This is a genomic window from Curvibacter sp. GW821-FHT01G03 (assembly GCF_059422285.1).
Genome location: NZ_JBWKWP010000002.1, coordinates 178075 through 198741 on the forward strand (window position 1 = coordinate 178075; position 20667 = coordinate 198741).

A 20667-nucleotide genomic window follows, 5' to 3' on the forward strand; every position below is an offset into this window, starting at 1 on the left:
TCTAGGTCGACCCGACGGTCATGCAGGCGGACTTGGGGCCCCGGCTGGCGCAAAGGCCGTTCAGGCTGTCCGGGCGGACCGGCGCCAGACCTGTCAGCTCAGGCGCCGCCGGAAGACAAGGCGGTCAACCTCCGAGGCCGCGGCCTGGAAGGCATAGCCATCGAGGTCAAAGCCTTCGAGCTGGCTGGGCAGTTGAATCCGGTGGGTGATGGCGTAGCGCGCCATCAGGCCCCGAGCGCGCTTGGCATGGAAGCTGATGATCTTGTAGACGCCGCCTTTCCAGTCTTCGAACACGCATTCGATCACCCGGGCCTTGAGCACTTTTTGCTGCACGGCCTTGAAGTACTCCTGCGAGGCAAGGTTGACGACCACCGGCGAGGCGTCGGCCTGCAGGCGCTGGTTCAGGTGTTCGGCAATCTGGGGGCCCCAGAACTGGTACAGGTCTTTGCCGCCCGGGTTGGCCAGGCGGGTGCCCATCTCAAGCCGGTAGGGCTGCAGTTGGTCGAGAGGACGCAGCACTCCGTAGAGGCCGCTCAGGATGGCCAGGTGCTGTTGGGCCCATTGCAGGTCGGCAGCCGACAGGCTGCGAGCCTGCAGGCCGTCGTACACATCGCCGTTGAAGGCCAGCACGGCCTGGCGCGAGTTGTCGGCGGTGAACTGATCCGACCAGGCCTCGTAACGGGCCACGTTGAGGCTGGCCAGCTTGTCACTGAGGCTCATCAGGCTGGCGATGTCGGCTGGCGTCTTCTGGCGCAGCACGTCGATCAATTGCCGGGACTGGGGCAGGAACTGGGGCAGGGTGTGCGGCAGCCCGGCCGGCACAGGGGTGTCGTAGTCAAGGGACTTGGCTGGAGAGATCAGGAACAGCATGGCGTGGGTGTCGAAGCGAGTAAGGCAGTGGGGCATCGGGCAACTGAAGGCGCCACCCGCTTGCCTTGGCAGCGTCCGATTGTGCCCACAAGCCGGAGACCCGGCAGGGCACCCTGGATTGCGCCAAGGCCCAAGAAAAAGCCCGGCACCCCCAAGAGGGGCCGGGCTTGATCAGATCGGCGGCCGGTTCAGGCCGGCCGGGGCTCAGGCTTGCTGTTCAAAGGGCAGCTTGAGCTCGCTCAGGTCGCGGCGGGTTTCCACCAGGATCAGCGGGCCTTCGTCGAGCACCACCAACGGGGGGCGTTCGCGCGGCACGTGCACGGGCTTGGGCTCGGCGGCGATGGCCGCCTGCACGGTGGCCACCTTGTCAGCGTCCGAGTTGACCCACTCCAGGCCGGCGCTTTGTGCCAGTTCCTGCAGCGTGGGGATCGGCAGCTCAAAGGCTTGCACCTTGGGCAGGCCGGCTTCCACCGGGCTGGGGACAGGCGCGGCGACAGGCGCTGGAGCGGCTGCCGGGGGCGCGATCTCGGCGATCACCGGGGCCACGACTTCGGCTTGGGTCGGTGCTGGCGCTGGCGCAGCAGCTTCGACCGGGGCCACAAAGGCTTCGGCGGGCGCTGCGGTGGGTTCGGCCGGTGTCACGTTGCTGAAGTAGCTGGCGCGGGGTTCGAACTCGGCCTGCTCCTGGCCTTCACGGCCTTCCGGGTTGGCCTGGCCGTCACGCGGCGCGCGCTCACCTTGGCGTTCACGACGGTCGCGGCCATAGCGGTCACGCGAACGGCGTTCACGGCGTTCTTCGCCGCCACCTTCCACCGGGGTGCTGAACGCCTGGCCTTCAGCCTGGGCATCTGCCGATGTGTTGACGGCGTTTTGGCCTTCCAGGGGCTGGGGCACATCGCCCTGGCCTTCGGCGCGCGGGGCGCGGTCTTGACGTGGGCCACGTTCACGGCGCTCGCCACGCTCACCGCGTTCGCCACGCTCACGGCGTGGGCGCTCGGCGCGGGCTTCGGTGTTCACCGGATTACCAGCTTCGTCCAGGGCCAGGTTGGCCACGGCGGCTTCCGGGGCACCTTCGCTCAGACCTTGGCTGCGCAGTTCGGCCGGGGCGCCATTGGCACCCTGGTTCTCGGGGCGGCGCTCACGGGGGGCGCGGTCCGGGCGGCCTTCGCGGCGCGGAGCCTCACCCTCGGGGCGTTCGGAGCGCGGGGCGCGGGCTTCACCGTCACGCGGGGCACGCGGCTCACCGCGTTCACCGTTGCGGCCTTCGCCACGCTCGCCGTTGCGGCGCGGGCCACGGCCTTCGCCACGTTCCGTGCGCTCACCGTTGCGGCCTTCGCCACGTTCACCGCGGCGGCCACCACGGCCTTCGCCGTTGCGCGACTCGCCGCGTTCGCCGTTGCGGCCTTCACGCTTTTCGTCCTTCTTGGCCTCGGCAGCCACAGGCGCCGGAGCGGGTGCCGCCACTGGCTTCACGCCGAACAGGCCCTTGAGCCAGCCGAAGAAGCCGGTGTCTGCGGGCGCAGCCGGGGCGGGCGCGGCAGCCGGTGCGGCCGGAGCGGCCTTGTCGGCTTGGCGGCCACGGGCGGCCGAGGGCGCACCTTCGGGCTTGGGCAGGGCCTGGGGCGCCGGGGCGTCCGGCAGCACGCCCTTGATCACCGGGGTTTGCTTGTTGGTGGGCTCTTGCGAGCGGCGGGTGACGGTGGTCGGGTCCTCGATCACTTCGGCCATCTTGTAGCTGGCTTCCATGTGGTCCAGGCGCGGGTCGTCGTGCTTGAGGCGTTCCAGCTTGTAGTGCGGGGTTTCCAGCGCCTTGTTGGGCACCAGCATCACGCTCAGGCGCTGCTTGACCTCGATCTTGGCGATCTCGGTGCGCTTTTCGTTGAGCAGGAACGAGGCCACCTCGACCGGCACTTGCACGTGCACGGCCGCGGTGTTGTCCTTCATGGACTCTTCCTGGATGATGCGCAGGATCTGCAGCGCCGAGCTTTCGGTGTCGCGGATGTGGCCCGAGCCACCGCAGCGCGGGCAGGGGATGGACGAACCCTCCGACAGCGCCGGCTTCAGGCGCTGGCGGCTCATTTCCATCAGGCCGAACTTGCTGATGGTGCCGAACTGCACGCGGGCGCGGTCCTGCCGCAGCGCGTCGCGCAGGCGGTTTTCCACTTCGCGGCGGTTCTTCGACTCTTCCATGTCGATGAAGTCGATCACGATCAGGCCACCCAGGTCGCGCAGGCGCATCTGGCGGGCCACTTCGTCAGCGGCTTCCAGGTTGGTGCGGGTGGCGGTTTCTTCGATGTCGCCGCCCTTGATGGCGCGGGCCGAGTTGACGTCCACCGACACCAGGGCTTCGGTGTGGTCGATCACGATGGCGCCGCCCGAGGGCAGGGTCACCGTGCGGGCATAGGCCGATTCGATCTGGTGTTCGATCTGGAAGCGGCTGAACAGCGGGGCATCGTCGCGGTAGCGCTTCACGCGGGCGGCATGCTCAGGCATGACATGCGCCATGAACTGGTGCGCTTGTTCGTAGATGTCGTCGGTGTCGATCAGGATGTCGCCGATGTCGTGGTTGAAGTAGTCACGAATGGCTCGGATGACCAGGCTGGATTCCTGGTAGATCAGGTAGGCGCCCTTGCCGCCCTTGGCCGCGCCGTCGATGGCGGTCCAGAGCTTGAGCAGGTAGTTCAGGTCCCACTGCAGTTCAGGGGCGCTGCGGCCGATGCCGGCCGTGCGGGCAATGATGGACATGCCGTTGGGGTAGTCCAACTGGTCCATGGCTTCTTTGAGCTCGGCCCGGTCTTCGCCTTCGATGCGGCGCGAGACACCGCCACCGCGGGGGTTGTTGGGCATCAGCACCACGTAGCGGCCGGCCAGGCTCACGAAGGTGGTCAGGGCCGCGCCCTTGTTGCCGCGTTCTTCTTTTTCGACCTGGACCAGCAGTTCCTGGCCTTCACGGATCACGTCGTTGATACGCGCCTGGCTGGGCGACACGCCCGGGGCAAAGTACTGGCGCGAGATTTCCTTGAAGGGCAGAAAGCCGTGGCGGTCTTCGCCGTAGTCGACAAAACAGGCTTCGAGGCTGGGCTCGACGCGGGTGACGACGGCCTTGTAGATGTTGCCCTTGCGCTGCTCGCGCCCTTCGATTTCGATTTCGTAGTCGAGCAGTTTCTGCCCGTCCACGATGGCCAAACGGCGTTCTTCTGCCTGGGTGGCGTTGATCAGCATCCGCTTCATGATGCGTGTCCTTCCTGGACCCTGTAGGTCCATGCAATCGTCAAATCTTCAACAGGCCCGAAATGAGCCAACGATGCCGGAACAGACGCTTTGAAACGAAGGGAATTGCCGTGGGTGCACAGACGCCTGAGCTGGTGGCTCAGGTATCGGGCGGGGGCGCGTGGATGGGGGCGAGTGAGTGTAGGGGCTGTGTGGCCGCAAAGGGTGCGGCGTCAGGTGACCGGTAGGCGGGCACCATGGGCGATTGCATGCCATTTGACGGTGGCATAAGCCACCGCAAGCAGGTCTGAATCAGCGCCATCAGCACAGGTTGTCTCGCTTTGATCCGCCCGAGACCCCGGCAATTTCAGCGGGCTCTCAGGCATGGGTATTCCGTATCGGTGTTTCAAAGTGCCGGCCCATCTGGCTTTGGGACACTGTCATCACGAACTCTGGTGCGTGATCTACAGTTCACAAGTCAGTCGGCATCGACCTTGCCAGCGCTGCGGAGGTGGGACTGGACTAAACTCCAGACGAATCAACCAGTTACAGCAAAGCGCTAGTGAAACACATTATAGAGGGCAAAGTCGGCCCTCAAATCAAGCCCGCCGCCGCTGCGGCCAGCCTCTTGCTGGTGGACGAAGAATCCGCCGGCCAGCGCCTCGACAACTTTCTGATCCGGCACCTCAAAGGGGTGCCTAAAACGCATGTCTACCGCATCATTCGCAGTGGTGAAGTGCGCATCAACAAGGGGCGGGTGGCCGCCGATACCCGGGTGCAGGCCGGCGATTCCGTCCGTGTGCCGCCCGTCCGTCTGTCTGATCGTGCCGTTGAGAAGGCGGAAACCCCGGCACCAGCCCGTGAATTTCCGATTCTTTTTGAAGATGATCATGTGCTGGCCATTGCCAAGCCGGCCGGGGTGGCCGTGCACGGCGGCAGTGGCGTGAGTTTTGGTGTGATCGAGCAGTTGCGCCAGGCACGACCCCAGGCGCGCTTTCTGGAACTGGTGCACCGGCTGGATCGAGAGACCTCGGGCATCTTGCTGCTGGCCAAGAAGCGCTCGGCGCTGACGCATCTGCAAGACCAGTTCCGCGACCGCGAGACCGGCAAGACCTACCTGGCGCTGGCCATCGGGGCCTGGCCGGCCAACAAGAAGGTGATCGATTCGGCTTTGCACAAATACCTGCTCCCGGACGGCGAGCGGCGTGTGAAGGTGGTCGACAAGGATCATCCGGACGCCATGCGCGCCGTCACCCTGGTCCGCGTGCGTTCGGCTTTGCCACCAGTTCAGTGGGCGGGGCTTCCTGCGTTCTCGCTGCTGGAGGTGACGATCAAGACCGGGCGCACCCACCAGATCCGGGTGCACCTGGCGAGCAGTGGGCACGCGATTGCGGGTGATGACAAATATGGCGATTTCGAACTGAACAAGCGCCTGGTCAGGCATGGCCTCAAGCGCATGTTTCTGCACGCATGGCGGTTACAGTTCAAGCACCCTGCCAGCGGCGAGGCCATTCAGTTGGAATTGCCCCTGCCACCCGAATTGCAATCTTTCATTGACGCCCAACCCCGCCCATGACCGCCTCCAGCCGACCCCGCCAGTTCGATCTGATTGCCTTCGATTGGGACGGCACCCTGTTTGACTCCACCCAGATCATCGTGCGCTGCATCCAGGCGGCCGTGGTGGACGTGGGGGGCGCGCGTCCCAGCGACGAGGCGGCCTCGTATGTGATCGGGATGGCCTTGATGCAGGCCTTGGCCCATGCGGCACCCGATGTTCCGCCTGAGAAGTACGCCGAGCTCGGGAATCGTTACCGCTTTCACTATTTAAAGCATCAGGACGACATTGCGTTGTTCGACGGGGTGTTGCCGCTGCTGGCCGCCCTGCGCGAACGCCAGCACCTCATCACGGTGGCCACGGGCAAGAGCCGGCGGGGCCTGAATGAGGCGCTGCATTCTGTGGCCTTGCGCGGGGTGTTTGATGGGTCGCGCACGGCCGATGAGACGGCAGGCAAGCCCGACCCTCGCATGCTGCACGAGTTGATGGCCGAGTTTGACGTGGCGCCCGAACGAACCTTGATGATTGGCGATACCACGCATGATCTGCAGATGGCGCTGAACGCCGGCTGTGCCAGCGTGGGGGTGAGTTATGGTGCCCATGAGCCTGATGCGTTTGAGGTCCTGCGACCGCGCCATGTGGCGCATTCGGTGGCTGATCTGCACCAGTGGCTGCTCAATAACGCTTGAACTTGAAGGCCACGCCAGTGCTGGTGGGGTCAGGGAGGGGTGATGGAAGTGATGATTCCGTTGTGTAACAGCAACGATCTGATCGACGGCGGGGACGGAGTACCCTTTGATGTGGCCTATGCCGGGCAGACCTGCCGTGCCTTTGCCATACGCTATGAGGGTCGTGCCCACGCCTACCTGAACCGCTGCACCCATGTGGCCATGGAAATGGACTACCAGCCGAATCGTTTTTTTGATGATTCGGGCCGGTGGCTGCTCTGTGCCACACATGGTGCGGTCTATGCGCCCGACACGGGGCAGTGCCGAGGCGGCCCCTGCCGAAGCGGCTTGATCCGCATCGAACTGTCGGAAAGGGATGGCGTGGTGCACTGGCATACTGCCTATAACCTGCACCCTGTTGAATTCTGAGATGACGGATCCCCGCACGCCCGAACCCACCGATGAGCCCGTGTTGACGCCGGCTCCTGAGCCTGTTGCGCCGACGGTGTCTGCTGCGGCACCTGCTTCCTCTGCAACGGCTTCGCCCCTGCCGTCCGGTTGGGAGCGTGAAACCCTTGAAAAGCTGGCCTTTGCTTCGCTGCGTGAGCAGCAGGCGGCGCGGCGCTGGCGCAATATCATCCGGCTGGCCTGGCTGCTGCTGCTGTCGGTCAGTGCCTGGATGTTGTTCAGTCGGGCCGCCCCAGTGACCGACAAAAGCTCTCCCCACACGGCCGTGGTTGAAATCAAAGGCGAGATTGCCGCAGGGGCTGACGCCAGTGCCGAGTTTGTGGTGGCCGCCATGCGCAGCGCCTTTGAGGACGACGGCGCTCAGGCGGTCGTGTTGCTGATCAACTCACCCGGTGGCAGCCCAGTTCAGGCCGGCATCATCAATGACGAGATCCGGCGGCTGAAGGCCAAGCATTCCAAGCCGGTGTATGTGGTGGTGGAGGAGTCCTGTGCTTCGGCCGCTTATTACATCGCTGCGGCGGCAGATCAGATCTTTGTCGACAAGGCCAGCATCGTGGGCAGCATCGGTGTGCTCATGGATGGTTTCGGCTTCACGGGGCTGATGGACAAGCTGGGCGTGGAGCGGCGCCTCATGACGGCCGGCGAGAACAAGGGCTTTCTGGACCCATTCAGCCCCCAGACCGAGCGCCAGCGTGTGTTCGCCCAGGCCATGCTCGACCAGATTCACCAGCAGTTCATCAAGGCGGTGAAGGATGGGCGCGGCAAGCGCCTGAAAGAAACACCGGAGATGTTCAGTGGCTTGTTCTGGACCGGTGAGCAGGCCGTTGAGATGGGGCTGGCCGATCAGCTTGGCAACCTCGACTACGTGGCCCGTGAGGTGGTCAAGGCCGAAGATCTGGTGGATTACACCCGCCGTGACAACGTGGCCGAACGCCTGGCCAAGCGCTTTGGTGCGGCTTTTGGAGAGGGTGCCGTGCGTGCCCTGCGCTCTGTACCTGCCTTGCGCTGAGGTTTGAGAGCACAGGGTGCTTGCACGGGGCGTTCAGCGCCCGATGCCGAAGACCGCCGGCAGGTCATTGGGTGGGAAGTCCTTGGTTTTTCCGGAGGCCTTCGGGTCTTGATGGGCCTGTTGGCGCCAATCCTTCACCAGCTTGCTGCGGTTTTTCCCCTGGTCCAGGGTCAGGCCGTAACTGATGGCCAGGCGGGTATTGGGTTGCAGGCTCTGCAGCAGGCCCTGCCACAGGGCTTGATTGCGGTAGGGCGTTTCAATGAACAATTGGGTCTGTCCGGTCTTGAGTGCCAGTGATTCGAGTTCTCGCAGGCGCTGGTTGCGTTCTCCGTTGTCTTGGGGCAGGTAGCCCACAAAGGCGAAGTTCTGTCCGTTCAGCCCGCTGGCGGCCAGGGTCAACAGCAGAGAGATCGGGCCTGTCAGTGCCACCACCTCAATGCCCAGGTCGTGGGCGGCGCGCACCACCGACGAGCCTGGGTCTGCCACAGCGGGCATGCCCGCTTCGCTGATCAGCCCCATGTCGTGACCCGCCAGGGCTGGCGCCAGCAGGGGGCGGGCGTCAAACTGGCCGGCTTGGTGGTCCCCTTTTTTGTGCACGGTACGCGGCAGTTCTTGCAGGGATTGCTCTTGAATGGGCGCTGCCAAGGGGTGGTGTTCGCCAATGCGCTTGAGGTAGGCGCGCGTGCTTTTGGCGTTCTCGCACACCCAATGACGCAATCCGGCGGCCGTGAGGAGGGTCTTGCTTGGGATCACATCGGTCACCGGCGCTTGCTGGTTGCAGCCGAAATCCAGCGGCGCTGGAACCAGGAACAGGCGGCCTGCAGGGCTTGAATGGGTGTTGCTCATGTCAGTACCTCGATGCCGGCGGCCTGGATCAGTCGGCAGGTGCGGATCAGCGGCAGGCCGATCAGGGCGGTGGGGTCATCGTTCTCGATCGAGGAGAGCAGGGCAATGCCCAGTCCTTCGCTTTTGGCGCTGCCTGCGCAGTCATAGGGTTTCTCGCGCTGCAGGTAGGTTTCGATTTCAGCGTCACTGAGTTGGCGAAACTGCACCCGCACCGCGGACAGATCGCTTTGGGCAAAACCGGTGGCCTGGCAGACCACGGCCACCGCCGTCTGGAACACAACAGTCTGGCCTCGCATGCGCCGCAACTGGGCCACGGCACGCTCGTGGTTGCCAGGCTTGCCCAGGGGTTCGCCATGGAGGTCGGCCACCTGATCGGAGCCGATGACAACGGCCGAGGGGAACTGCCTGGCCACGGCGTGGGCTTTGGCGAGGGCCAGGCGTTTGGCCAGTTCGGCCGGGGCTTCGCAGGCCTGCGGCGTCTCGTCCACTTCGGGGGAGGCCACTTCAAAGGGCAGGCCGAGTCGACTCAGCAACTCTTTGCGATAGCGGGAGGTGGAGCCCAGCACCAGTGTGCGCGATGGGCTGGGGTGGGTGGGTGCGCTTGGGGTCATGCCGGGGATTCTCTTACACTGCGCGCATGAAGAAAGAGTATTTCATGGAGCGCCTCGACCTGAAGGCGTTGGCGCAGGCTGGCGACACCCTGTCTGGGCAGGCGCCTTTGCTGTCTTTTGCGCGCTTGGCTGAAGAGGCCGTGACGGCGCATATTGACGAGCACGAGGTTCGTTGGTTGGCGCAAGGTGAATCGCGGCCCGTGACCGGTGGCGCCGATCAGGTGTGGCTGCACCTGGAGGCTCAGGCCAGCCTGGTGCAGATCTGTCAGCGCTGCCTGGGGCCGGTGGAGGTGTTGCTGTCGTGTCAGCGTTCCTTCCGCTTTGTGCGTGATGAGGCCACAGCAGAAGCTGAAGATGATGAATCCGAAGAAGATGTGTTGGTGCTCAGTCGCGAGTTCAATCTGCATGAGCTGATTGAAGATGAGTTGTTGATGGAGCTGCCCGTGGTGCCACGCCATGAGGTCTGCCCCGAGGTGTTGCCCATGGCGGTGGAGGACGAGGAATACCAGGCTGCCGAGGCCGCCAAGCCCAATCCGTTTGCGGCATTGGCCAAGCTCAAAAAAGAGTGACTGGGCTTGCCTTTTGAGATGAGCTATAATCAAAGGCTTCGCGCGAATTCCTCGGCGTCTTTTTGATCTGGTTGCCGCGCTGATTGAGTTGATTGTGAGTTGATTTCTCACTGATTTCGCACAGAACTGCCTGTGCTGGCGTGATTTTCTCGCTGGCCCCAGGCTCATGTAACAACCCTTTAGTCCAGGAGCCTGACATGGCCGTCCAGCAAAACAAAAAGTCCCCTTCCAAGCGCGGTATGCACCGCTCGCACAATGCCCTGAACGTGCCGGGCATCGCCGTGGAACCTACCACCGGTGAAACCCACCTGCGTCACCACATCAGCCCCAACGGCTTCTACCGTGGTCGTCAGGTTCTGAAGAACAAGTCCGAAGCCTGATCTGCTTCCGGAGCCATCGAAGCCCGATGCTACATTCCAAGTAGCGCGGGCTTTTCTTTTGTTGGCTATCCATTTCGAAGCCGCTTGGGCGGTTGATTGAGCTCTGAATGATCACACTGGCTGTTGACTGCATGGGGGGCGACCATGGCCCCCGCGTCACGCTGGCTGCATGCCGGCATTTTCTGGAGCAGCATGCGGATGCGCGGCTTTTGCTGGTTGGCAAGCCTGAGGCGCTGACGGGTTTGGTGCATGACCGCGCCGAGGTGTTGGCGGCCTCTGAAGTCGTCAGCATGGACGATACGGTGGAAGTGGCGCTGCGCAAGAAGAAGGATTCTTCGATGCGTGTGGCCATCCAGCAGGTCAAGGACGGCCGTGCCGATGTGGCGGTCTCTGCTGGCAATACCGGGGCCTTGATGGCCATTGCCCGCTATTTGCTCAAAACCCTCGATGGCATTGATCGCCCGGCGATTGCTGCCTTGATGCCCAACATCAAAGGCCAGGCTACCACCGTGCTGGACCTGGGCGCCAATGTGGATTGCACGGCCGAGCACCTGTTGCAGTTTGCGGTCATGGGGTCGGCTCTGGTGTCTGTCCTCAAAGATGAGGCTCATCCGTCTGTGGGTTTGCTCAACATTGGTGAGGAAGTCATCAAGGGCAATGACACGATCAAAAAAGCGGGTGAGTTGCTGCGATCTGCTGCGGGTTCGGGGGATCTGAATTTTTTTGGCAACGTTGAAGGCAATGACATCTTCAAGGGTACGACCGAGATCGTGGTCTGTGATGGCTTTGTCGGCAACGTGGCTTTGAAGGCCACGGAGGGCTTGGCCTTCATGATCGTCGGCTTCTTGCGTGAAGAGTTTTCTCGCAACATCTTTCGAAAAATAGCGGCCATCTGTGCTTATCCGGTCCTTTCTTCTTTGAAGAAGCGAATGGACTATCGTCGCTACAACGGGGCGGCTCTTTTGGGTTTGCGGGGCCTGGTGTTCAAGAGCCACGGCTCGGCAGATGAGTTCGCTTTCGAGCAGGCCTTGAACCGGGCGTATGATGCGGCCCGAAACAACCTGCTTGACCGCGTGAAGGTCCGGATTGCTCGCGCTGCGCCTTTGTTGGCGGCGGTGCCGGGTGAAGCCGGGGCCGGCGTGGCGGGCTCCTCCGCACAATGAGACGTTATTCGCGCATAGCCGGTACCGGCAGTTATCTCCCCCCCCGCAGACTGACGAACGCAGATCTGGCTGCCGAACTGGCTGCCAAGGGTGTCGAAACTTCAGATGAGTGGATTGTCGAGCGCACTGGAATTCGTGCCCGGCACTTTGCAGCGCCCGACATGGGTAGCAGCGATCTTGCCTTGCAGGCCAGTCGACGGGCCTTGGAGGCCGCAGGCTTGGAAGCTTCGCAGATTGATTTGATCATTGTGGCCACGTCGACGCCCGACATGGTGTTTCCTTCCACGGCTTGCATTCTTCAGCATAAATTGGGCAACGCCGGTGCGGCGGCCTTTGACGTGCAGGCTGTCTGCAGTGGCTTTGTGTACGCGCTGACGGTGGCGGATGCCATGATCCAGTCTGGCGCGGCGCAGCGCGCCCTGGTGGTGGGCTCAGAGGTTTTCTCGCGTCTGCTGGACTTCACGGATCGCACGACCTGTGTGCTGTTTGGCGATGGTGCGGGTGCTGTGGTGCTGGAGGCTTCGGATGAGCCGGGCATTCTGGCTTCGGACTTGCATGCGGATGGCAAGCATGTGGGGATTCTTTGTGTGCCGGGGCATGTCTCGGGTGGTCAGGTCCTGGGCGATCCTTTGCTCAAGATGGACGGTCAGGCCGTCTTCAAGCTGGCAGTGGGGGTGTTGGAAGATGCTGCACGTGCCACTTTGGCCAAGGCCGGCAAGACAGATGCTGACATTGACTGGCTGATTCCGCACCAGGCCAATATCCGCATCATGCAGAGCACGGCGCGCAAATTGAAGCTTCCCCTCGACAAGGTGGTTGTAACGGTTGACCAGCATGGCAATACCTCGGCAGCCTCCATTCCCCTGGCGTTGGACACGGCGGTGCGCGCCGGCCAGGTCAAGCGAGGCCAGCACCTGATGCTGGAAGGGGTGGGGGGTGGTTTTACCTGGGGTGCGGTTTTCCTGCGCTATTGATAGGTACCGTTAGGGGATATCTGCAGGCCGGCATGAGGGCTGGCCTGAGCAGATTGGCCTCTGTCTGGGTGTCGCCTCCCCTGTGCTCTATCGCAGCCGGGTGTTGGGGTGACGTGGTTCTCGTTTGTCCAGTCTCCAAAAAAACATGACTCCATTTGCATTTGTATTTCCGGGCCAGGGCTCCCAGTCGGTGGGCATGCTGGATGCCTGGGGTGATCACCCCGAAGTGCGTAGTGCCTTGAGTGAGGCGTCCGACGCCTTGGGTGAGGATGTTGCTGCATTGATCCATTCAGGTCCCAAAGAGGCTTTGGCGCTCACCACCAACACGCAGCCTGTGATGTTGGTGGCTGCGGTGGCGGCCTACCGGGCATGGATGGCTGAGACGGGCATGGCGCCTGCGGTGGTGGCGGGTCACTCCCTGGGTGAGTACTCCGCGCTTGTGGCCTCTGGTGTGTTGACTTTGGCGCAGGCCGCGCCTTTGGTTCGTTTCCGTGCCGCGGCGATGCAGGAGGCTGTGCCCGTTGGTGTGGGGGCCATGGCCGCCATTCTGGGCATGCCCGCGGCGCAGGTCGTGGCGGGCTGCCAGGCTGTGACGGCCGAATTTGGCGCAGGCTCGCCGGAGGTCGTGGAGGCGGTCAATTTCAACGATCCGATGCAGACGGTGATTGCCGGTAGCAAGGCGGGGGTCGAAAAGGCATGCGAGTACCTCAAGTCTCAAGGCGCCAAGCGGGCTTTGCCTTTGCCGGTGTCGGCGCCGTTCCATTCGAGTCTGATGAAGCCTGCTGCAGAAAAACTGCGCGAAAAATTGGCAACCCTGACGCTGGGGCTGCCACAGATTCCTGTGGTCAATAACGTCGACGTGCAAGTCGAGGCGGATCTTGAGCGAATCCGGGATGCCTTGTACCGCCAGGCTTTTCAGCCTGTTCGCTGGGTGGAGTGCATCCAGGCGATCAAGGCCCGCGGTGTGGCGCATGTCATTGAATGCGGTCCCGGCAAAGTCTTGGCTGGCATGACCAAGCGCATCGATGCAGAGCTGGTGGGTGGCGTGGTGCTGGATCCCGCAACACTGGCAGAAACCAAAGGATTGTTGGCATGACTGACGTGAAATTTGAAGGACAGGTTGCCCTGGTCACGGGTGCATCCCGCGGTATTGGTGCGGCGATCGCCATGGAGTTGGCTCGGCGGGGTTTGAAGGTGATCGGTACGGCCACGACGGATGAGGGTGCCGACCGAATCTCCGCCACGCTGGCCCCCGTGGGTGGGTTGGGAGCCAGGCTGGATGTCAATGATGGTGCCGCCGTCGATGCGCTGATCGATCGCATCGTGAAAGAGCAGGGCGCTCTGCAGGTCCTGGTGAACAATGCTGGCATCACGCGCGACATGTTGGCCATGCGCCTCAAGGATGCGGATTGGGATGCGGTGCTTGATACCAATTTGAAGTCGGTCTTCCGCATGAGCCGTGCCGTGATGCGTCAGATGATGAAGCAGCGTTATGGACGCATCATCAGCATCACCAGTGTCGTCGGTGCCTCGGGCAATCCCGGGCAGGCCAACTATGCTGCCGCCAAGGCGGGGGTGGCTGGCATGACACGTGCGCTGGCCCGTGAATTGGGCAGCCGCGGCATTACTGTGAACTGTGTGGCCCCGGGCTTCATCGACACCGACATGACGGCTTCGCTGCCAGAAGAGCAGCAAAAAGCCTTGCTGACCCAGATCCCTTTGGGTCATCTGGGTCAGCCCGCCGACATCGCTCATGCCGTCGCTTACCTGGCCTCGCCGCAGGCCTCGTATGTGACTGGGCAAGAGTTACATGTCAATGGCGGCATGTACATGTAAATTAACAGCAAATCAAAGCCGATTGGTCCGTGCGGCAAATGCTTCGGGATTGTTCTCCGGGGCGGCTAAAATCACGGATCTTTTCACAACCCTCAGAGGGAACCATGAGCGATATCGAAGCACGTGTCAAAAAAATCATCGCCGAACAACTCGGCGTGGAAGAGTCTCAAGTGACTAACGAAAAAGCCTTTGTCGCAGACCTCGGCGCAGACTCTCTGGACACGGTGGAACTGGTGATGGCTCTGGAAGACGAGTTCGGCATCGAAATCCCGGACGAAGATGCCGAGAAGATCACCACGGTGCAAAACGCGATCGACTACGCCAACACGCACCACAAGGCCTGAGTCCCTGGCGGACCGGTCCTACACTTTTGGAGTGCGGGCCGGCAGGGCCTTGCGGCTTTGCCTGGCTTGTCACAGACCGCCGGCGCTTTGCGTCCGGCCAAACTGAGATTTTCATATGTCCCGTCGTCGCGTTGTCGTCACTGGCCTGGGTTGTATCAGCCCCGTAGGCAATACGGTTGCCGAGTCCTGGAACAATTTGCTGGCCGGCCAGTCTGGTATCGACCTGATCAAGTCGTTCGATGCCAGCTCTTTCGCCTGCAAGTTTGCTGGCGAAGTGAAGGGGTTTGACATCACCCAGTACATCCCGGAGAAAGAAGCGCGTCACATGGATCGCTTCATTCACCTGGGGATGGCTGCTGCCATGCAGGCGGTGGTTGACTCGGGTTTGCCCACCGGCGACGCGTTGACCGAAGAGCAGGCAGCCCGTATCGGCTGCAACATTGGTTCTGGCATCGGCGGCTTGCCGATGATCGAACAGACCCATGGCGAATACACCAACCGGGGCCCGCGTAGAATTTCGCCGTTCTTCGTGCCGGCCTCGATCATCAACATGATCTCGGGTCATGTTTCCATTCAATACGGCTTCAAGGGTCCCAATGTGGCCGTGGTCACCGCTTGCACCACCGGTCTGCACGCGATCGGTTTGTCGGCTCGCATGATCGAGTATGGCGACTGTGATGTCATGGTGGCGGGCGGCGCCGAGTCGACCGTGTCGCCTCTGGGCATCGGGGGCTTTGCCGCAGCCCGTGCGCTGTCCACCCGCAACGATGATCCCAAGACGGCTTCTCGCCCCTGGGACAAGGACCGTGATGGTTTTGTTCTGGGTGAGGGCTCTGGTGTCATGGTGCTCGAAGAGTATGAGCACGCCAAGGCGCGGGGTGCCCGCATCTACGCTGAGATCATAGGCTTTGGCATGTCCGGCGATGCGTACCACATGACAGCCCCCAACGTGGACGGCCCGCGTCGTTCCATGGAAATGGCCTTGCGCAATGCGGGGATCAATGCGGATCAGGTCCATTACCTGAATGCGCATGGCACCTCGACCCCCTTGGGTGATACCAACGAAACCAATGCCATCAAGGCGGCGCTGGGCGATCATGCCTACAAGACCGTGGTCAATTCGACCAAGTCGATGACCGGGCACTTGCTGGGTGGCGCGGGTGGTATCGAAAGTGTCTTTACCGCACTCGCGGTCCACCACCAGAAGAGCCCACCCACCATCAACATCTTCAATCAGGATCCGGATTGCGATCTGGACTACTGTGCCAATGAGGCCCGTGATCTGAAGATTGATGTGGCCGTCAAGAACAACTTCGGTTTTGGCGGTACCAACGGCACGCTGGTCTTCAAGCGTCTGGCTTGATCCGGCGGCACAGGGCGGCTCGCCCTGTGGTCTCTGATCAATACACACTTCATGCCGGTTGCTGATTGATGCATGCCGCGCCCCCTGTCCGCTATCCGATCAAGCCCTCGCGGCTTCGACGGCTTGGTGAAGGGGGCGTTTTCGTTTTCACCCTGTTCTGCCTGGGTCTCTGGGTCTATCAGACCACGCCTCCCATGGCTTGGGGGCTGAACGCCTTGAGCCTGTGTCTTCTTGCTTTGGCGCTCATGGTGCAGTCAACCTGGCGTGCCCTGCCTGGGGAGCTTGCTTGGGACGGCATGGCCTGGTCGCTCCATTTGCAGACGCGTCGCGCGTCTGTCTGGGTCGGGCATGGCTCGCTGAATGTGCTGTTGGATTTGCAGGTCGTCCTGTTGCTGCGTTGGCGGGCAGAGGGCTTGCTGGCCGGGAAATGGATCTGGCTGGAACGCCGAACCCAGCCTTCTCGCTGGCACCTGCTGCGCTGTGCGGTATATTCGCGCGCTGCACACGAGCCGTCAAAAGAGCCCATCGGGCCTTGAGTTCGGTGTTGTCTTCGTTTTCATGACCCTCACCCCCACAACCCTTTTGCCAGTGCCGGACGACAGTGATCTGTTGTTGGTTCAACGCGCGGTCGCTGGTGATCAGCGCGCATTTGAGCTTCTGGTTCTGAAGTACCAGCGGCGCGTTGCCCGCCTGGTGGCGCGCATGGTCCGGGATTCCGATCTGGTCGATGACGTGGTGCAGGAGACCTTCATCAGGGCATACCGCGCGCTGCATCAATTTCGGGGTGATGCGCAGTTTTATACGTGGCTTTATCGGATCGCGGTCAACACCGCCAAGAAGGCCCTGGTCGATCTGCGCCGCAACCCGGTGATGAACGAAAGCGCGCTGCGCGGTCGTGACGATGATGATGAAACTTCCCCGGTTTCAAACGAACTAAGCAGCGATGAAACCCCGGAAACCGTCTTGGCTGCCAAAGAAATCGGCGAAGCGGTGAACTCTGCCATGGAAGCCTTGCCTGAAGACTTGCGGCAGGCCGTCACGCTGCGGGAGATCGAAGGACTCAGTTACGACGAAATCGCTGAGGTGATGAATTGTCCGATTGGTACGGTGCGCTCCCGGATTTTTCGCGCCCGGGAGGCCATTTCGGCCAAGGTCAAGCCGTTGCTGACCAATCAGACTGGGAAACGTTGGTGATGAACCAAGGGATTGCAAATGGACCGAAAGCTTGAAAACCGCGAGTTGATCTCTGACTTGGCTGATGGGCGCCTTGATGACGCCGATGCTGCCAAGTTGTTGGATCAGTTGAATGCAGACGACGATGCTGCCGTCTCGTGGGAGGTCTACCACCTCAGCCGGGACGTGCTTCGTGGTGAGTGGGGTTCAAGCGCAAATGTGGCCGCTGCCGTGCCAGACCTGTCGCCTGACTTCATGGTGCGTTTGCGTGCCCGTCTGGCTGACGAGCAGATTGAACCCCTGGTGCCTGCCTTGCAGCCCCAGCCAGAGGCGCCGCGAACATTTCAAGCAGAAGCAGCCAATCAACCTCTTTTCCGCTGGCGCATGGTTGCCGGCTTGGCTTCAGTGGTGGCGGTTGCGGCTGTGGGCTGGGGCGTGATTGCCCACCAGCAGCCCGCGCGCATGGGTGAGCAAATGGCCGCGAACGGCGGTGCGGCTGCCGGTGTGCAGGCCGTGGCCGTCTCGCTGCCGGGTGACGAGGGTGCTGTCATGCTGCGCGATCCTCGTCTGGATGAGTTGTTGGCCGCCCACAAGCAGGCGGCCGGAGCCTCTGCTTTGCAGACGCCGGCCGGCTTTCTGCGCAACGCGACTTTTGAGGGGGCATCACGGTGAGCCTTGCCCCTGGTGCCGATGGCATGCCCCGGAGGATCGGTCGTGCATTGCTGCCTCTGATGGTGGCATTGGGTCTGCAGTCTGGCGCTTTTGCGGTGCAGGCGCAGCCGCCCGTGCAGGCCACCGTGGGGCCAGCGCCGATCGCCAAGCCGGCCGCGCCAGAGCTTGACTTGAACCAGTGGTTGTTGCGCATGCACAATGCGTCGAGCCGCAAAGCCTATGTCGGGACGTTTGTGGTCATGTCGGCTGCAGGTGGCATGTACAGCTCGCGCATCTGGCACGTTTGTGATGGCGATGTGCAGATGGAACGCATCGACGCTCTGACCGGCCCCCCCCGTTCGACTTTGCGTCGCAACGATCAGGTCATCACCTTTTTGCCCGAGTTGAGGGTGGCGAGGGCTGAGAAACGCGAGTCTTTCGGCGTCTTCCCCAATTTGCGCCGAGGCGGCGATCCGGCCTTGGCCACTCTGTACCAGGCCAGCGCTCAGGGCGTGGACCGTGTGGCAGGCTTCGATGCCGATGTGGTGCTGATCCAGCCCAAGGACGCCCAACGATTTGGTTACCGCATCTGGAGTGAAAAAAAGTCTGGGTTGGTGGTCAAGATCCAGACCCTGGATGCCGACGGGCGTGTTCTGGAGCAGGCGGCCTTCTCCGAACTGGACCTCGATGCCAGTGTCAAAATGGAAAAGCTCGCCCAGATGATGGCGGCCACCAGCGGCTACCGGGTGGAGCACCCCGATCTGACCAAGACGACGGCTCAGCAAGAGGGCTGGGCCCTCAAGAGTCCTGTGGCTGGCTTTCAGACGGTCAGTTGCTACAGGCGCGGGATGGCCCCTGCGCCCACGATCGGCCCCAAGGGCCCGCCGGAACCCACCCTGCAATGGACGTTTTCTGATGGCCTGGCCACCGTTTCGCTGTTCATTGAGCCCTACGATCGTCAGCCTCGCGCCGCCGATGAGGTGCAGCTCTCCATGGGCGCCACACAAACCCTGGGCAAGCGTGTGCTCGGCGATTGGTGGGTAACCCTTGTTGGCGAGGTTCCCGCACAGACCTTGAAGTTGTTTGCTCAGAACCTTGAGCGGCTCAAATAAATCCCTCCCCAGAGTCCATCGGCTCGTTGCTGATCCGGCGACGGGCCTGAGCTGTTTCGGACCTGGTGCATGAATCGATTCTTGAAAGGACCATGATGCCGATCGTCCCTTGGAAAAAAAACCTGAATGCCTGGGTGCTGTTGGCTGCGGTGGGCAGTGCTTCCGCACTGTCTCTGTTCCCGGCCCACGCTGCCCAAGCCCAAAGTGCCCCGACGCAGCGAACCTTGCCTGACTTCACGGACCTCGTGGACCAGGTGGGGCCATCGGTGGTCAATATCCGAACGCTTGAGAAGGTCTCAAGCCGGCCTGGCGCCGGCACGGGTATGGACGAAGACATGCTGGAGTTTTTCCGGCGTTTCGGCTTGCCGGTGCCCCAGGTACCTCGACAAGGCCCCAAGCAGCCTCAGCGCCCCCAGCCCGAAGAAGAGGCCCAGCCTCGTGGTGTGGGCTCGGGTTTCATCTTGACGCCGGACGGCTTCATCATGACGAATGCTCATGTGGTCGAGGATGCGGATGAGGTGCTGGTCACTTTGACTGACAAACGCGAATTCAAGGCCCGCATTGTTGGCTCGGACAAACGCACCGATGTCGCTGTCGTCAAGATTGAAGCCGCAGGCCTGCCGGCTGTGAAGCTGGGTGAGGTGTCCCGTCTGAGAGTCGGCGAATGGGTGATGGCCATCGGCTCTCCCTTTGGCCTGGAGAACACGGTCACGGCCGGCATCGTGAGTGCCAAGCAGCGTGAAACAGGTGATTACCTGCCTTTCATTCAAACGGACGTCGCGATCAACCCGGGTAACTCGGGCGGCCCCCTGATCAATATGCGCGGTGAGGTCATTGGCATCAACAGCCAGATCTACTCCCGATCGGGTGGTTTCATGGGCATCTCCTTTGCGATTCCGATCGACGAAGCCATCCGGGTCAGTGACCAGTTGCGTGTCAGTGGCCGGGTCTCCCGGGGCCGGATCGGCGTGCAGATCGATCAGGTGACCAAAGAGGTTGCCGACTCTGTGGGCCTGAGCAAGGCGCAGGGCGCCCTGGTCAGGGGGGTCGAGTCTGGATCACCGGCAGACAAGGCGGGCGTGGAGCCGGGTGATGTGATTCTGCGTTTTGACGGCAAGCCGATTGAGAAAAGTGCCGATCTGCCACGTCTGGTGGGTAACACCAAGCCTGGCTCGCGCAGTACATTGACGGTCTTCCGGCGAGGGGGCAATCGCGATCTGGCGATCACCGTCGCTGAGATTGAGCCTGATTCGGTGGCCGCACGCAAAACCGAACGTGACGACAAGCCGCGCAGCTCGTCGGCGGCTCAGTCCTTGGGGCTGGTGGTCACCGAGCTGACGGCTGCCCAGAAGAAAGAGCTCAAGCTCAAAGGCGGCGTCCGTGTTGACGCGGCGACTGATGTTGCCGCCCGGGCTGGCTTGCGCGAGGGCGATGTGATTCTCTCTGTGGCCAACAGTGAAACACTTTCCGTGAAGGATTTTGAGCAGGCCTTGGCCAAGGCTGACCGCAACAAAGTCATCAGCATGCTGTTCCGTCGTGGCGAGTGGACGCAGCTGGCGACGTTGCGACCCGCACGTTGAGCGGGACGCCGGGCTTGTTTCAACCCTGCTGACCGCTCGGGTTTGTTTGGTCTCAGGCCCTGTTTTTCATGGGCTTGGCGCTTTTTTCAAACGGCGGTGGGCTTGGGGATAAAAAGTTTGCGGGTACTTACCTATTCAAGTCCTAATGCGCCGTTTAGGTAGAATCGCGCTGTTGACCGATGCGCTAAGGCATATCGAGAAGACTGAAAACCACGATACGGGAAGCCGGGCCCTCCGAGGAGAGTGATCCACAGATCGCCCACATGTGACTCAGAACGTTCTGAA

The 20667-nt window shown here is 62.1% G+C and carries 21 protein-coding genes; 17 read left to right on the plus strand and 4 right to left on the minus strand.

Annotated elements, in window-relative coordinates:
* Positions 1-93 precede the first annotated feature (93 nt).
* Together yaaA and AC07VS_RS02995 are read right to left on the minus strand one after the other, a co-directional pair.
* The gene (gene yaaA, locus AC07VS_RS02990; RefSeq protein WP_494656522.1) at positions 94-870 is read right to left on the minus strand and encodes a peroxide stress protein YaaA; all 777 of its coding nucleotides are present in this window, start codon (positions 868-870) and stop codon (positions 94-96) included.
* Between the two features lie 204 nt (positions 871-1074).
* Positions 1075-4101 carry an Rne/Rng family ribonuclease gene (locus AC07VS_RS02995; protein ID WP_494750202.1) on the minus strand — a complete coding sequence of 1009 codons (3027 nt, stop codon included), beginning with the start codon at positions 4099-4101 and terminating at the stop codon, positions 1075-1077.
* A gap of 541 nt (positions 4102-4642) precedes the next feature.
* On the opposite strand from AC07VS_RS02995, the gene AC07VS_RS03000 reads away from it, so the two are divergent.
* Genes AC07VS_RS03000 through AC07VS_RS03015 form a run of 4 tightly spaced genes read left to right on the plus strand, consistent with a single transcriptional unit; the run spans position 4643 to position 7780 of the window.
* A complete protein-coding gene (locus AC07VS_RS03000; protein ID WP_494656357.1) occupies positions 4643-5656 on the plus strand; it encodes an RluA family pseudouridine synthase in 1014 nt (337 codons plus the stop codon).
* Entirely contained in the window at positions 5653-6324 is a 672-nt protein-coding gene (locus AC07VS_RS03005; protein WP_492346788.1) for an HAD family hydrolase, read from the plus strand. Before AC07VS_RS03000 ends, AC07VS_RS03005 begins: the two co-directional genes overlap by 4 nt.
* 42 nt (positions 6325-6366) lie before the next feature.
* Complete coding sequence (locus tag AC07VS_RS03010; protein ID WP_494750203.1) at positions 6367-6732, plus strand: Rieske (2Fe-2S) protein; 366 nt, start codon at positions 6367-6369, stop codon at positions 6730-6732.
* 1 nt (position 6733) lies between these two features.
* A complete protein-coding gene (locus AC07VS_RS03015; protein ID WP_492346790.1) occupies positions 6734-7780 on the plus strand; it encodes a S49 family peptidase in 1047 nt (348 codons plus the stop codon).
* A 33-nt stretch (positions 7781-7813) separates the two neighbouring features.
* On the opposite strand, the gene AC07VS_RS03020 is transcribed toward AC07VS_RS03015, so the two are convergent.
* Both AC07VS_RS03020 and AC07VS_RS03025 read right to left on the minus strand, forming a co-directional pair.
* On the minus strand, positions 7814-8626 hold the full coding sequence (locus AC07VS_RS03020) for an SAM-dependent methyltransferase (RefSeq protein WP_494750204.1): 813 nt from the start codon (positions 8624-8626) through the stop codon (positions 7814-7816).
* Positions 8623-9237, minus strand: coding sequence for a Maf family protein (locus tag AC07VS_RS03025; RefSeq protein WP_494750205.1), 615 nt, complete (start codon positions 9235-9237; stop codon positions 8623-8625). The genes AC07VS_RS03020 and AC07VS_RS03025 overlap by 4 nt, the downstream gene beginning before the upstream one ends.
* Positions 9238-9263: 26 nt before the next feature.
* Here AC07VS_RS03025 and AC07VS_RS03030 point away from each other — a divergent pair, with 26 nt between their 5' ends.
* From AC07VS_RS03030 to AC07VS_RS03090, 13 genes are all read left to right on the plus strand, one after another.
* Positions 9264-9806, plus strand: coding sequence for a YceD family protein (locus AC07VS_RS03030; RefSeq protein ID WP_492346793.1), 543 nt, complete (start codon positions 9264-9266; stop codon positions 9804-9806).
* A 197-nt stretch (positions 9807-10003) separates the two neighbouring features.
* Positions 10004-10186, plus strand: a complete 183-nt coding sequence (gene rpmF / locus AC07VS_RS03035; RefSeq protein ID WP_005794249.1) for a 50S ribosomal protein L32 — start codon at positions 10004-10006, stop codon at positions 10184-10186.
* A gap of 107 nt (positions 10187-10293) precedes the next feature.
* Entirely contained in the window at positions 10294-11349 is a 1056-nt protein-coding gene (gene plsX, locus AC07VS_RS03040) for a phosphate acyltransferase PlsX (protein WP_494656359.1), read from the plus strand.
* Positions 11346-12323 carry a beta-ketoacyl-ACP synthase III gene (locus tag AC07VS_RS03045; protein ID WP_492346795.1) on the plus strand — a complete coding sequence of 326 codons (978 nt, stop codon included), beginning with the start codon at positions 11346-11348 and terminating at the stop codon, positions 12321-12323. The genes plsX and AC07VS_RS03045 overlap by 4 nt, the downstream gene beginning before the upstream one ends.
* A 145-nt stretch (positions 12324-12468) precedes the next feature.
* The gene (gene fabD, locus AC07VS_RS03050) at positions 12469-13419 is read left to right on the plus strand and encodes an ACP S-malonyltransferase (RefSeq protein WP_494656360.1); all 951 of its coding nucleotides are present in this window, start codon (positions 12469-12471) and stop codon (positions 13417-13419) included.
* Positions 13416-14159: a 3-oxoacyl-ACP reductase FabG gene (gene fabG, locus AC07VS_RS03055; protein ID WP_494750206.1), complete on the plus strand. Its 744-nt coding sequence runs from the start codon at positions 13416-13418 to the stop codon at positions 14157-14159. Before fabD ends, fabG begins: the two co-directional genes overlap by 4 nt.
* A 104-nt stretch (positions 14160-14263) precedes the next feature.
* A complete protein-coding gene (acpP, locus tag AC07VS_RS03060) occupies positions 14264-14503 on the plus strand; it encodes an acyl carrier protein (protein ID WP_019575021.1) in 240 nt (79 codons plus the stop codon).
* 115 nt (positions 14504-14618) lie between these two features.
* Positions 14619-15866 carry a beta-ketoacyl-ACP synthase II gene (gene fabF, locus AC07VS_RS03065; protein ID WP_494656361.1) on the plus strand — a complete coding sequence of 416 codons (1248 nt, stop codon included), beginning with the start codon at positions 14619-14621 and terminating at the stop codon, positions 15864-15866.
* Positions 15867-15934: 68 nt separating this feature from the next.
* On the plus strand, positions 15935-16402 hold the full coding sequence (locus AC07VS_RS03070) for a hypothetical protein (RefSeq protein ID WP_494750207.1): 468 nt from the start codon (positions 15935-15937) through the stop codon (positions 16400-16402).
* Between the two features lie 22 nt (positions 16403-16424).
* The gene (gene rpoE, locus AC07VS_RS03075) at positions 16425-17060 is read left to right on the plus strand and encodes an RNA polymerase sigma factor RpoE (protein WP_492346799.1); all 636 of its coding nucleotides are present in this window, start codon (positions 16425-16427) and stop codon (positions 17058-17060) included.
* Positions 17061-17078: 18 nt separating this feature from the next.
* Complete coding sequence (locus AC07VS_RS03080) at positions 17079-17711, plus strand: RseA family anti-sigma factor (RefSeq protein WP_494656363.1); 633 nt, start codon at positions 17079-17081, stop codon at positions 17709-17711.
* Positions 17712-17734: 23 nt separating this feature from the next.
* Positions 17735-18802: a MucB/RseB C-terminal domain-containing protein gene (locus AC07VS_RS03085; RefSeq protein WP_492346801.1), complete on the plus strand. Its 1068-nt coding sequence runs from the start codon at positions 17735-17737 to the stop codon at positions 18800-18802.
* A 92-nt stretch (positions 18803-18894) separates the two neighbouring features.
* Positions 18895-20382 (plus strand): DegQ family serine endoprotease, encoded by a 1488-nt coding sequence (locus tag AC07VS_RS03090; RefSeq protein WP_494750208.1) that lies wholly within the window; start codon positions 18895-18897, stop codon positions 20380-20382.
* The last annotated feature ends 285 nt before the right edge of the window (positions 20383-20667 follow it).

Excerpts from the sequence above, each read along its gene's own strand:
- AC07VS_RS03010 (WP_494750203.1), top strand. The coding sequence starts at position 6,367 with ATGGAAGTGATGATTCCGTTGTGTAACAGCAACGATCTGATCGACGGC.
- yaaA (WP_494656522.1), bottom strand. The coding sequence starts at position 870 with ATGCTGTTCCTGATCTCTCCAGCCAAGTCCCTTGACTACGACACCCCT.
- AC07VS_RS03090 (WP_494750208.1), top strand. The coding sequence starts at position 18,895 with ATGATGCCGATCGTCCCTTGGAAAAAAAACCTGAATGCCTGGGTGCTG.
- AC07VS_RS03085 (WP_492346801.1), top strand. The coding sequence starts at position 17,735 with ATGCCCCGGAGGATCGGTCGTGCATTGCTGCCTCTGATGGTGGCATTG.
- AC07VS_RS03080 (WP_494656363.1), top strand. The coding sequence starts at position 17,079 with ATGGACCGAAAGCTTGAAAACCGCGAGTTGATCTCTGACTTGGCTGAT.
- AC07VS_RS03070 (WP_494750207.1), top strand. The coding sequence starts at position 15,935 with ATGCATGCCGCGCCCCCTGTCCGCTATCCGATCAAGCCCTCGCGGCTT.
- AC07VS_RS03030 (WP_492346793.1), top strand. The coding sequence starts at position 9,264 with ATGAAGAAAGAGTATTTCATGGAGCGCCTCGACCTGAAGGCGTTGGCG.
- AC07VS_RS03020 (WP_494750204.1), bottom strand. The coding sequence starts at position 8,626 with ATGAGCAACACCCATTCAAGCCCTGCAGGCCGCCTGTTCCTGGTTCCA.
- AC07VS_RS03005 (WP_492346788.1), top strand. The coding sequence starts at position 5,653 with ATGACCGCCTCCAGCCGACCCCGCCAGTTCGATCTGATTGCCTTCGAT.
- fabD (WP_494656360.1), top strand. The coding sequence starts at position 12,469 with ATGACTCCATTTGCATTTGTATTTCCGGGCCAGGGCTCCCAGTCGGTG.
- AC07VS_RS02995 (WP_494750202.1), bottom strand. The coding sequence starts at position 4,101 with ATGAAGCGGATGCTGATCAACGCCACCCAGGCAGAAGAACGCCGTTTG.
- fabG (WP_494750206.1), top strand. The coding sequence starts at position 13,416 with ATGACTGACGTGAAATTTGAAGGACAGGTTGCCCTGGTCACGGGTGCA.
- fabF (WP_494656361.1), top strand. The coding sequence starts at position 14,619 with ATGTCCCGTCGTCGCGTTGTCGTCACTGGCCTGGGTTGTATCAGCCCC.
- AC07VS_RS03045 (WP_492346795.1), top strand. The coding sequence starts at position 11,346 with ATGAGACGTTATTCGCGCATAGCCGGTACCGGCAGTTATCTCCCCCCC.
- AC07VS_RS03025 (WP_494750205.1), bottom strand. The coding sequence starts at position 9,237 with ATGACCCCAAGCGCACCCACCCACCCCAGCCCATCGCGCACACTGGTG.
- rpoE (WP_492346799.1), top strand. The coding sequence starts at position 16,425 with ATGACCCTCACCCCCACAACCCTTTTGCCAGTGCCGGACGACAGTGAT.
- AC07VS_RS03015 (WP_492346790.1), top strand. The coding sequence starts at position 6,734 with ATGACGGATCCCCGCACGCCCGAACCCACCGATGAGCCCGTGTTGACG.
- rpmF (WP_005794249.1), top strand. The coding sequence starts at position 10,004 with ATGGCCGTCCAGCAAAACAAAAAGTCCCCTTCCAAGCGCGGTATGCAC.
- acpP (WP_019575021.1), top strand. The coding sequence starts at position 14,264 with ATGAGCGATATCGAAGCACGTGTCAAAAAAATCATCGCCGAACAACTC.
- plsX (WP_494656359.1), top strand. The coding sequence starts at position 10,294 with ATGATCACACTGGCTGTTGACTGCATGGGGGGCGACCATGGCCCCCGC.